Source organism: Streptomyces sp. NPDC058877, assembly GCF_042742855.1.
Lineage (GTDB): Bacteria > Actinomycetota > Actinomycetes > Streptomycetales > Streptomycetaceae > Streptomyces.
On sequence record NZ_JBHYMF010000049.1, the window covers coordinates 32,238 to 43,153 of the forward strand.

Here is a 10,916-nt window from a genome sequence, read left to right on the forward strand (position 1 = left end):
CCTTGAACGTCAGAGGGCGGCGTAGGCCGCGCGCCAGGTCACGGCCAGGCGGGTGGCGTTGGTGTGGTCGCGGGCGGTCCACCACAGCTCGCTACGGCCGGGCGGGATGGTAAAGGTGTCCAGGCGGGAGGCCGGGGAGAGGGCGGGGGCGAGGTTGCCGGTGCCGTTGCGGAGCACCCAGCGGGTGCCGGGCCGGGTCTCGATGTCGATGTGCTCGCCGCTCCGCAGGGTCACAGACAGCTCGATGACCCGTCCGGACTCCACGTGCCGGATACGCGGGTTGGTGCACGGGCCGGTGATCCGCAGGGACGGCCACGCCGGAAGGTCGCCTTCGTTGTGGACCCAGCCGCGCCGCTCGTCGGGGATAGCAACGCCGGTCGTGAGCGGGGCGACCAGCGGGGCGCGGAAGCCGCCGAGGCCGTCGGCGGACAGGGCGAGGGTGAGCGCGGAGACGTCGTCGGCGTGGAAGCGCGGGTCGAGCGCCGCGAACTCGATGTCGAGCGGGATCCAGCCGTGCAGCGTGCTCGCCGTGCTGGTGGCCTCGACGCGGCGCAGCCGCCCGTACAGGCGGCGCGTCGTACGGCCGGGCCAGCGCAGTCGCAGTACCGTCTGCGCGCCGGAGTCTGTACGGACCGCCGGGTCGTCGGCGGCGCGGTGGAGGCGTGCGAGCAGGTCAAGGGCACGGGCCGGGTCGCCGGCTGTGCGGATGCCGGCCTCGATGCGGACGGTGCGCGACCCGTAGAGGTCGACGCCCGGGAAGGCGCCGTCTCCGGCCGGGTTGTCCACATCCTGTGTACGCAGGTCCGGGACGCCGAGCCCCTCGACCTCCGCGACCGGGATGTCCGTACCGGGGCCGAGCAGGACACCGGCGATATCGATCTGCCAGTCGGCGAGTTCGGGCATCAGACGCGACCTCCTCGCTGGGCGTTGCGCAGGCGGCGCATGACCTCGGCACCGATCTGCTGCGGGGTGGCCTGGGCCGAGGTGACGGTGACCGGCATGGTGCCGATGAGCGGCTGGCGTTCGCGTACGACGACGACCTGGACCGATCCGGCCGGGCGGGCGTCGACGGTGTGGACCGGAGCGGGGGCGGCCGCCGGGGCGCCGAGCTGGAGGCCGAAGCGCTGGGCCACGTCGGCGAGGACGGTCGTCGCGGCGGCGCGCTTGGCCGGTGCGAGCGGGATGAACGCCTCCCCGCCGGTGCTCGCCTCCGCGAACTTGATCAGCCCGGTGGGCGAGGAGTAGACGCCGGGCTCCCAGACGCCGCCGTTCGCGTACGCCAGGCCCTTGTTGGCCTTCGCGAGGTCGGTGAGGAACCTGTTCGCGCGGGCGGCGAGCGCGGCGCGGATCCGGGACTGGCCGACGTTGCCGACCTCGACGATCCGGTCCTCCTCCAGGCCGGTCGTGGCCGCGACAGCGTGGATGCCGGTGGTGCTCGTACGGATCGCGCTGATGACGGTCAGCAGGTCGGCGAGGTCCTCGGCCGCGAGGGTTCGGGCGGCGGCCTTCGCCGTGTCGTTGGCCTGCCGCGCCTTGCTCGGGTTCTTCACGGCCTCGGCGGCCAGCTGCTCCGCCGCCTCGTCGCCCTGTTCGGCGAGGCGCGCGGCGAGATCGCCGTAGCCGAGGGCGGCGAGCTTGGCCAGGTTCTGTTCGAAGGCGCTCTGGTCCTTCACGGCCTGCCGGAGCTGGGTGGTGAAGTCACCGAGGGTCGCCTTCGCGACCAGGCCGAGCCGCTGGAGGTCGGAGGCCATCTCCTTGAGGTACTTCGACGAGCCGGTCGCCATCTTGTGGGTGAGCTCGACGCCGTCCTCGCCCATCGCGGCGAGCGCGTCGGCCACGTCCTGGCCGGCGCGCCGGGCGACGGTCACGAGGTCGCCGCGCCAGCGCTCAGTACGGCGTACCGCCTTGTCGAGGTTCTTCTCGAACTTCGAGAGGTCGAAGACCTCGACCTCCTTGCCCTTCCTCTTCACGGTGCGCATGGAGTCGGACCGGAGCGTCGAGACGGAGAAGAGCTCGTTCGGGTTGCTGGTGGGGCTGTAGGACCAACCAGACAGGCCACCGCCCGCGTACCAGGTGACGTCGCCGCCGAAGCGCCGGACGACCTCCTCGACGATCGCCTTGCTGCGGGGGCGCTTGCCGGTGGCGAGCGGTACGTACGCCTCGCCGCCGGTCTCGGGCTCCGCCCACACCCGCCAGGACCCTGCCGGGGCGATCTGTGCGACGTGGCTCTCGCGTCGTACGCCACCGTCCGCGAAGTAGTCGACGACGGCGCCGGCCGCGCGGGCCTGGATGGCGTCGGGGATGCCGTTGGCGTCCTGGTCCCAGGCGGTGGCCTTGAGGAAGACGCCGACACCGACGCTCCGGCCGGCGATGTTGTCGATCGCGCTCTGAATGGTGCCGACGGAGGAGAGGGCGGACCCCGTCGGTACGGTGACCTCGGCCTGGCCGTCGGGCAGCGTACGGAGCCGGAATCCGAGGTCCTCAAGGGCCTGGCGGGCGGCGGCGGTCGGCGCGCTGATCGTGACGGTCTTCGCGTTCGGGGTGGTGCGCAGCTTCTCCCGCATCTCCTGGAGGGAGGCGAGAGCGCCCTGAGTGGCGGCGCTGACCTTGATGTTCTTGCTGCCGGGGACCGCGCCGAGCTGGTCGGTGAGCACCTTCAGGGCGCCGCGCGCGCCCTTCGTCGGGGCCGTGATGGTGATCTCCCGTGTGCCGGGGACGGTCTTCACGGCGAAGCCGAGGTCCTTCAGCTTCTTCTGGGCGTCCTCGCTGAGCGAGTCGACTCGGATCGTGGTCGCCTTCGGCAGCCGGTCGAACTCGGCCTGTACGGCGAGGAGATCGGCGAGCGTGGAGTCCATGCCTTCGGTCTCCAGGAGCAGCGACACCTTCGACGGCAGCAGGCCGAGGCTGTCGGCCACCCGCTCGGCCTGCTCGGGCAGCAGCCCGTACCCCCGGGCGGCGTTGATCGCGGCGGTGCGGGCCTTGTCCATCTGGGCGCGGGCGGCAGCCAGGGATTCGGGCAGCGTCGCGCCGTTTCGCTGGGCGAGGGCGTACGCGGACACGGAGGCGTCGGCGGCGGCGTCGCTCAGGGAGGTGAGGGACTGGTAGAGCCGCTGACCGTTGCGGGTCGTGGTGTTGATCGTCCCGTTGTTGTTGAGCAGGGCCTTGCCGAAGCCGTCGGCCTTGTCGATCCCGCTGCCCAGCGCCTCGTTCAGGTCGAGGACGGCGTTGTTCACGCGGGCCTCGGCGGCCTGGAGGGAGATGCTGCCGCCGGAAAGCAGGTCGAGGGCGTCCTTGAGCGCGCGGGTACGGGTGTCGGCGTCGGCGGTCCGGTCGGCGAGGGCGCCTACGGCGGTCTTGAGCCGGTCGTACGCGGTGAGGCCCTGCCCGGTGCCCCGCTGGGCTTCGGCGAGGTCCTTGGCGCGCCGGACGGACTCGTCCATCTCGCCCTTGACACCGTCCAGGCCGTCGGCGGCGTCCTGCGCCTTACGGCCCAGGACGTCGTAGCCCTGCCAGGTATCGCCGAACTCGTTGGTCTGCCACACGTCGTCGTGTGCTTCGGCGACCGCTCGCAGGTGACCCTGGAGGTCCTCCAGGGTCAGGCCCTGCCCGAGGTAGGCGTCCGTGAGCTCGGACAGCGAGACGCCCGCGTTCTTCATGACCTCGACCAAGCGCTGGCTTCCGTCGGCCGTCCTCGTGTCCATAAGGACCTTCGCGGCCTGGGCTCGGACGTTCGCGTCGATGGCGCCGTTGGAGGCGAGCAGTGCCTCGGTCAGGTCGCTGATCCGCTGTTCGTGCGCGGCCGCCCTCTCGGCGGCCTTCCGCTGCTGGTCGGCGAGAAGGCCGAGGCCGACAGTGACACCGGTCAGGGCCAGCCCCCATGGGCCTCCCATGACTCCGACCAGACCACGCATCGCGCTGGTCAGGCCGGTGCCGGCGGCCCGGGTGATGCCGCTGAGCGTGCCCCGGAAACCGGATCCGGCCGTGGAGGCGGAGCGGAACGAGGCCGTCATCGCGCCGATGACGGGGACCCGGGTCTGCAGGACCGCGAAGGCCGCCCCGTAACGCGTCACCGACTGCCCCGAGGCCGTGGCCAGAGCGCGCTGCACGGCCATCTGCTGGTTGAGGGACTGGAACGCCCCCGTCACCCGGCCACGGACAGTGGAGGCCAGGTTGGACATCACCGGACCGACGCGGCGGGCCAGCAGCATGGCGAGGATCGCCGTCTGGACAGGGCCGGGCAGGGAGCCGAACCCAGAGACCAGGTCGCCGATGATCGTCCCGATCGGAACCAGGACGCCGGAGAGGTACGCGACCGCCGAAGCCGCGGCGTCCAGCACCATCACGACAATGTCGAGGGAGCCGGCGGCGCCCTCCGACCCGTCAGCCAGCTCGGCAAGCGCTCCGCTGATGGGGCTCACCCCGTCCGCCAGGTTGTCCAGCACCGTCATCAGGGCCTTGCCGGCGTTGATGAGGACGTGCAGCCCGTCGGCGAGGGCTTCTTCACCCAGAGCCTTCAGCGGTCCGAGGAGCTGCTCCGCCTCGTCGATCAGGCCACCGAGACCCTCCTGGGCCCGTTGCCTGAGCTCGGGGCCGTACAGGGTCGCGAGGTCACGCCCGTACTCGATCGCGGCGACAAGATGCGGCGTGGCGCCGGACATCCCTCGGGTCATGAGCCGGGTCACGTACTCCAGGCCCGGCGCCATCGCGTCGTACAGCGCGAGCCCGGTCTGCCGGGTCTGCTTCCGCAGTAGCGTCATAGCGCCCGCGAGGCCCTGGCCGCGGGCGGCGGTGATCTGCGCGGCGGCACCGGTCTCCCGTACGGCGAGGCTGAGCGCGTCGAAGGACGTGATGCCCTGGTGCGCGAGCGCGATGGCGCCGGACATGGCGGGCTTGCCCATCGACTTCTTCACGGCGGCCGTGAAGTCCTGCTGGGTCATCTCGTGCTGGGCGCGGCTCAGCTCGCCGATGACGTACCGCAGGCCCCTGAACCGGCCCTGCGCGTCCCACGCCTCGATGCCGAGGTCCTTCAGGCCGTCGCGCATCTCCGCCGTGGGCGCGGCGAGGTTGGCCATCATGCCGCGCAGCGCCGTTCCGGCGGTCTGGCCGAGGATGCCGGCCTTGCCGAGCATGCCGACCGCGGCGGCCGCGTCCTCCATGCTGACGCCGAGGCCGGCGGCGACCGGTCCGGCGTACCGCATCGCGTAGTAGATGTCGATGATGCCGCCGGAGGCGTTGTTCGCGGTGGCGGCGAGGATGTCGGAGGCGCGGGCGGCCTGGTCGGCGCCGAGCCCGAACTGGTCCATGATGTCGCCGAGATAGCGCGCCGAGTCGGCCGCGTTGACCCCGGCGGCGGAGGCGAGCTGGAGGGAGGCGCGGGTCGCGGTGATGGCCTGGTCGGTACGGAAACCGGCCTTCGCCAGCTCGACCATCGCCTCGGTGGCGTCGGCCGCGGTGGTGGCGGGAAGGGTGAGGTCCTCACCGAGCTGGTTGGCCATCCAGGCGGCGCGGCGCATCTGCCCGGCGGTGGCTCCGGTGACCGCCTGGAAGAGGTTCATCTGCCGCTGGTAGCGGTTGCCCTCCTCGATGAGCTGCCCCGTACCGAGGACGAGGGCGCCTCCGGCGAGGAGTCGCGTGAGCGCGCCCGCCTGCCTGCCGGCACCCTTGAGAGAGCGTTCCAGTACGCCAGCGTCGCCGCCCGCGCGGCGCAGGCGGTCGCCGGTCTGGCCGCCGCGGGCGCCGAGCGTGCCGAGGCGGGCTGCGGTGTCCCGCGCGCGGACGCCGAGGGCGTCGAACTGTCGGGCGGCACGCCGGCTGGCGGCGTCGAGCGTGGCGAGCCGACGGTCGAGCTCGCGGGTACGGGTGCCCAGGTCGCGGGCAGCGTCGGCGGCCGAGCGCAGCCCGGAGATCAGGCTGTTGGCCCGTGCCGTCAGCTGGACGGTGAGGTTGTACGTCGCCATCCGGCCGGGTCACCCCGCCTCGGCGGCGTCGCGGTGCAGCGCCTCGTACGCCGCGCGCGGGAGGAGGGTGATCTTGACGCCGTAGCCGGCGCGGCCCTCGGGGACCTGGTCGCGTTCCTGGGCGATCAGCTCGCAGCCCGGGCAGCGCACGGTGTCGGTGACGTACGCGTGCTGGTGACCGCCCTTGGCCGGATCCCACTCCTCCGTGCGCGTACGGCAGTCGGGGCACAGCGTGCGCTGCCAGTGCCACCAGGCCAGGGCCTTCGCCCGGTCCAGGTCGGTCCAGCGGCCGTCCCCGCCGAGGAGCCGCGAGTGCGGGATGCCGTACCGCTCGCACAGCTCCAGCTCGGCCCGCAGCCGCGGGTCGGCCGTCAGCCTTTTCCCAGGTCGGCTGCCTTGTCGGTCCGGCCCTCCTGCTGCACCTCCCAGGCCGCCTCCCACAGGGCGTTCGCGTCCGGCGCCGACCAGGCGTCCAGCAGCTCGCGGGCCTCGGCCTCTGTCATGCCGTCCGTGCTGGAGGCGGCGATCAGCGCGGCGGGGAAGGTGTCGGGATTGAAGGCCGCGCCGTCGGCGGCCTGCTCGTCGGTCGGCGGGTGCGCGTGGATGAGCTCCTCGAGGACGGGGCGGGGCAGGGCACGGAACGTGAGGTGGACGGACGCCTGGCGCAGGGCCTTGGCCGCGGCCTCGTATCGCCGGGCGGCTTCCGCCGCCCGCTCGGCGAAGACCCCGTTGTCCGCGTCGCTCTCGGCGAGCAGCCGGGCGCGGTCGGCGGCCCGCCGGGCCTCGTCGTGCTCGGTGCGCAGGGCGGGGACGTCGCAAATCCGTAGGACGCGTTCGGGCAGGGAGCGGCGACGCAGGCGCTCCATCTTCTCTTCCCACGTGCTCTTGCCCGCCATCAGCTGCCTCCCGTCGAGCCGGCGGATGCGGCCGGGACGGCGGCGTCGAGTGCCGGCGGGGAGGCGATGGAGAAGGTGGCCTGGAACTTGGCGGCCTCGTTCCCCGCGTTGTACTGCGCGGTGCGCGACGCCACCTGGACGGGGAAGGTGTCCATCGACTTCGAGCCGGGGATGTCGCCCTTCCGCAGAAAGACGACGAAGCCGGTCGCGCCCTTGGGCAGCAGCGTCTCGACGGCGTCGTTGAGCTGGTCCTCGTAGAAGGTGATCGAGGAGTTGTCGGCCTTGTCGTTGCCGGGGATCGAGGACGAGAACGTCGAGGCCATGTCCGGCGTCTCGATTGCCTCGTTCGTCAGCGACCAGCCGTCGACGTCGCTGATCGCCTCGGTGAGCTCGGTCGCGTTCGGCGCGGACAGCTCGGGGCGGGTGGGGATCTTGGTCGCGGCGGCGACGTTCTTCAGCCAAAGGATCTTGGTGATGCCGCGCCGCATGAAGCGCTGCTGAGCCACGGGGCACTCCCAGAAGGGTGCTGCGCCGGGCTCGTGGGCCGGGCGTCCGCGTGGCTCCGCGGTGAGGTTTCTTCGATCAGGCGGCGGGCGTCACGGTGACCGTGAACCGCTGCACGTAGGTAACGATACTGCCCTGCGAACCGTCAACCGGTTCCCCGTCGGCGTCGTACGTCATCTCCCGGTCGATCAGCCGCATTCCGGGTACGACCAGGCCCCGCAGCCGCTCGGCGACCACCACCCGCACCCGATCCCCAAGCCACTGCGTCTGGTCGGCCCTCTCCCCCACGCTGGTCACCTGGTACGTCCAGGTCGCATCGGCCTGCCAGTCGGCGAACGACGGACCGGAGAACTCGCCCGGCAGGCTGTCCAGGATGAGGTACGGGAAGCCAGCAGGCTGCCCGTCCGCCGCCCTCGGCAACACCCCGAGCCCGCACGGTCGGCCGGTCCCAGCCGCGAGCACGCCGACGAGCGCCCTCGTCAACGGCAGCCGAGGCGGGCTCACCGCGGCAGCACCCGTGTGCGCAGGGCCTCCAGGAACCCGGGCTCGGTCTGCCGGTAAGCGGGCTCGATGTGCGAGTACGGCGGCTGCCGGTACTGCCGCCCCAACCGGTCGACACCAACGAACCCGTACTCGAGCCGCCGGGATTGCGGCGCCTCCGTGAACACCACGGCGCTCACCCGGCCGCCGGCCGTGGTCACCCTCACGTCCCACGACGCCCGGTACTGCCCCGTGATCACATTCGGCCCCGGCCGCCCGGAGGCGTTCTTCTGAATCCGGACCCGCAACAGCATCGCGTGGTGCCGCGTGATCGCCCGCGTCCGCGCCCGCACCGCCGGCCCGAGCCCCGCCAGCGCCGCCGCCAGCTCGATCGGGTCCCAGAACGCGGTCGCGTCGGGATGGGCGTTCGAGTGCGGATTCGCCACCATCACTCGATCACCTCCAAGCGCACGACGCGCACAACCGCGTACGTCCCGACCGCGGCCTCAGCCACCCGGAACCGGCGGCCGACGAGGTGTTCGTCGCGCACGGACCGGGTGACGCTCAGCACGTCGTCGGCCAGCACCGCTGGCGCGGACAACGGCAGCAGCGCCTGATACGCGGTCGGAGCGGGCAGCGAGGCCGCGGCCCCGTCGAGCGGGGGTACGGGCAGCAGCTGTCCGGGCCGAACGATCGCCCCTGCCCCCTCCCACAGCGGAACCGCTGCCCCGCCACCGGGTCTCAGCTCTCCTGTCTCTTCGTCCAGTACGTCGCCAGATACTCCGTCCACGTCCCGCCACAGCCGCACCTCGTCGTCGAGCATCCCCTCCACGACCCGCCGCACCCCTGACAGATCAAGCGCCACGGGCCCACTCCACCAACTGCCGCAGCACCGCCGCAGTCCCCCCGCCCGGCACGTTCTCCAGATCCATCCGCGCGAGCGCCGCCCGCTCCACCTCCACCGGGTCCATCGCCTCCAGGAACGCGGCGGCGGCCGGGCCGGGGTCCGGCGGCACACCCACCTCAACCCTGGCGAGGGTGTCCACGACCGCCGGCCATGCGGCGGTCGGCCGGAGATGCAGCACAACACGCGGCAGGTCGCTGGAGTCGGCATGTACGTGGACAGCAGAGACCTGCTTGCTCAGGTCAACCCCGTCGACGCTGACGGCATACGCGCGGCCGTCGAAGGTCATCCGGAATCGAATCGGTGTCATCACCGGCGGAGCCTAAGCCCTGTCTGGGTACCCTCATGTCCTCGGCTGCTGCCACGATTCCTTAGCCTCAGCAGTCACTTCGCGACTTCGGTCAGGGGGATCGGAGTCAGGACGTAACGGTCGGGGGGACCTTGCGGTGCTGGTGCGCGGAGCATCCCTCCAACGCGTCGATCAAGCAGGAGGTCAGCTTGAGACCCACTCCGTTGGCGATGCCCAGCCGCAAGCCTGCGTCGCCGCCTCCGACATGGGGAAAGGCCAGGTTCGTCCGAGACGAGCCGCGCGCTGAGAACCCGCTCGTCTACCGGTCGGTGTTGCCGGTCCCCGAGAACGAGCAGGAACGGATGTTTGCCGGGGCTCGCTCGTGCTTCACGTCCTGGCTGGAAAGCAAAGGGCTCGCAACTCAGCTCTCGTCTGGCGTCCACCGGCTCACAGACACCTACACCCTCACCGTAACCGACTCCTATGACACAGAGGGCCATCAGACCGCACTTCGGCTCCGCCTGCGCGAGAACAAGGAGGACAAGCATGAGGGCACCTGGCAGACGACCCTCACGTCCGCTCTCGACCAAGAGTCGGGTGCGGCGTACGTAGGAGTCGACCTGGAGCACTACCCCAGTCCGGGCAAACGGCAGTTCACGCCGATCCCGCCTCGGCTCGTGCGGGAACTTCTCGATCAGTTCACCGTGACGGATGGGGCGATCCGTCTCTCCACTGCACCTCACTCAATCGGCGCCGACTCGGTTGGCTTGCTCGTGTCAGCCCTCACCGATCCTGAGCGAGGGCTGCCGTTGATCCTCGCGGCGGAGCCGTCGAACGACGATCCGACCTGGGAAAGGCTGCTTACCGGGGTCGTTAGGAATCTCTTTGGAATCGCCTCGGTGTTCCGGCTGGAGCGAGAGGCCATCCCTGTCTTCCGGGAAGCAGCTGGAGACAGACACGACGTGTTCTCCGGTCAGATACGTACCTACCTTCCGGATGTGACCCTAGGCTCGGCTGAAGATGGCCGTCGGCACCGCTTGCTGACGTACCGGCGGCTCAGCGATCCGAAGTTCCGTAACGCAGACATCCGGATCTCCAGGTACCCGCGCCAACATGCCGTCACGACACCGCAGCCGACTCTGCTAGCCGAGGCCGCGTTTCCAGGGATCGAGGAGGTTCTCAAGGATCTGCGCGCGGCGCGGTCCCAGACCGCTGAGCCCCTGGGAAACGAGACCATCGACTCCCTGCGCACCCAGCTGAACACGGCGAACGAGACAATCGACAAGGCGCTGGAGGAACTAAGCGAGGCCGCCAGCGCCCGGGACCTGGCGGAACGCAGCAGGCGTGCACTCGATGAGCAGCTGCGCGAGGCGACCGACCGTTACGAGTACGAAATCGCCGACCACGACGCAACCCAGTCGGAGTTGTCCGCCCTGCGTCACCAAGTGGCCGTACTGCAGCAACGGCTGGTGAAGGCCGGGCGGGCCGAGGACGCTTACACGCCTCCGGCCGAGGAACCGGCACCGATGTCCTTCGTCGAACTGAACGAACGCGTTCGCGACCGGCTGAAGCATCTCATTCTGACTTACGACAAGAGCAAGGCAGAGGACCTCGACGACGACATGAAGAGCTCCACATGGGCGTCGAAGGTTTGGGACGCCCTGCTGGCACTAGATTCCTACAGCGCCAGCAGTGCCAGCGACGAGGGATTCGACGGAACCTTCCGGGATTTCTGCGAGGATGCGCCACAGGGCATGCGCACCTATCCGGTGACACGTTTGGCCATGGTTGACCTCGATCCTTCAGCCGCCTTCCGGGTGTGATCGTCGCGGCGGTTCGCCCGTAATGTCCTCGGTGCCGGTGAGGCGGGCCGTCGCATGACGCTG

General features: G+C 70.9%; 10 protein-coding genes. 1 reads left to right on the forward strand and 9 read right to left on the reverse strand.

Going from position 1 to position 10,916, the window contains the following annotated elements; translation table 11 throughout:
• Positions 1-9: 9 nt before the first annotated feature.
• The 9 genes from ACFW2Y_RS14505 to ACFW2Y_RS14545 form a co-directional block, all read right to left on the reverse strand.
• Positions 10-903, reverse strand: coding sequence for a phage distal tail protein (locus ACFW2Y_RS14505; protein WP_384877880.1), 894 nt, complete (start codon positions 901-903; stop codon positions 10-12).
• A complete protein-coding gene (locus ACFW2Y_RS14510; RefSeq protein ID WP_384877883.1) occupies positions 903-5,957 on the reverse strand; it encodes a phage tail tape measure protein in 5,055 nt (1,684 codons plus the stop codon). Before ACFW2Y_RS14510 ends, ACFW2Y_RS14505 begins: the two co-directional genes overlap by 1 nt.
• Before the next feature lie 9 nt (positions 5,958-5,966).
• Positions 5,967-6,398, reverse strand: coding sequence for a hypothetical protein (locus ACFW2Y_RS14515; RefSeq protein ID WP_384877886.1), 432 nt, complete (start codon positions 6,396-6,398; stop codon positions 5,967-5,969).
• Positions 6,329-6,853, reverse strand: coding sequence for a hypothetical protein (locus tag ACFW2Y_RS14520; protein WP_384877889.1), 525 nt, complete (start codon positions 6,851-6,853; stop codon positions 6,329-6,331). Before ACFW2Y_RS14520 ends, ACFW2Y_RS14515 begins: the two co-directional genes overlap by 70 nt.
• Positions 6,853-7,359 carry a hypothetical protein gene (locus ACFW2Y_RS14525; protein WP_384877892.1) on the reverse strand — a complete coding sequence of 169 codons (507 nt, stop codon included), beginning with the start codon at positions 7,357-7,359 and terminating at the stop codon, positions 6,853-6,855. The genes ACFW2Y_RS14520 and ACFW2Y_RS14525 overlap by 1 nt, the downstream gene beginning before the upstream one ends.
• A 76-nt stretch (positions 7,360-7,435) precedes the next feature.
• On the reverse strand, positions 7,436-7,861 hold the full coding sequence (locus ACFW2Y_RS14530) for a hypothetical protein (protein WP_384877895.1): 426 nt from the start codon (positions 7,859-7,861) through the stop codon (positions 7,436-7,438).
• Entirely contained in the window at positions 7,858-8,286 is a 429-nt protein-coding gene (locus ACFW2Y_RS14535) for an HK97 gp10 family phage protein (RefSeq protein WP_384877898.1), read from the reverse strand. The genes ACFW2Y_RS14530 and ACFW2Y_RS14535 overlap by 4 nt, the downstream gene beginning before the upstream one ends.
• Complete coding sequence (locus ACFW2Y_RS14540; protein WP_384877901.1) at positions 8,286-8,702, reverse strand: DUF6093 family protein; 417 nt, start codon at positions 8,700-8,702, stop codon at positions 8,286-8,288. Before ACFW2Y_RS14540 ends, ACFW2Y_RS14535 begins: the two co-directional genes overlap by 1 nt.
• On the reverse strand, positions 8,692-9,054 hold the full coding sequence (locus tag ACFW2Y_RS14545; protein WP_384877904.1) for a hypothetical protein: 363 nt from the start codon (positions 9,052-9,054) through the stop codon (positions 8,692-8,694). The genes ACFW2Y_RS14540 and ACFW2Y_RS14545 overlap by 11 nt, the downstream gene beginning before the upstream one ends.
• 206 nt (positions 9,055-9,260) lie before the next feature.
• Here ACFW2Y_RS14545 and ACFW2Y_RS14550 point away from each other — a divergent pair, with 206 nt between their 5' ends.
• The gene (locus ACFW2Y_RS14550; protein WP_384877907.1) at positions 9,261-10,853 is read left to right on the forward strand and encodes a hypothetical protein; all 1,593 of its coding nucleotides are present in this window, start codon (positions 9,261-9,263) and stop codon (positions 10,851-10,853) included.
• Positions 10,854-10,916 lie beyond the last annotated feature (63 nt).

Coding starts and splice junctions, on each gene's coding strand:
- ACFW2Y_RS14505 (WP_384877880.1), bottom strand. CDS start 903: ATGCCCGAACTCGCCGACTGGCAGATCGATATCGCCGGTGTCCTGCTC.
- ACFW2Y_RS14510 (WP_384877883.1), bottom strand. CDS start 5,957: ATGGCGACGTACAACCTCACCGTCCAGCTGACGGCACGGGCCAACAGC.
- ACFW2Y_RS14520 (WP_384877889.1), bottom strand. CDS start 6,853: ATGGCGGGCAAGAGCACGTGGGAAGAGAAGATGGAGCGCCTGCGTCGC.
- ACFW2Y_RS14550 (WP_384877907.1), top strand. CDS start 9,261: ATGCCCAGCCGCAAGCCTGCGTCGCCGCCTCCGACATGGGGAAAGGCC.
- ACFW2Y_RS14535 (WP_384877898.1), bottom strand. CDS start 8,286: ATGGTGGCGAATCCGCACTCGAACGCCCATCCCGACGCGACCGCGTTC.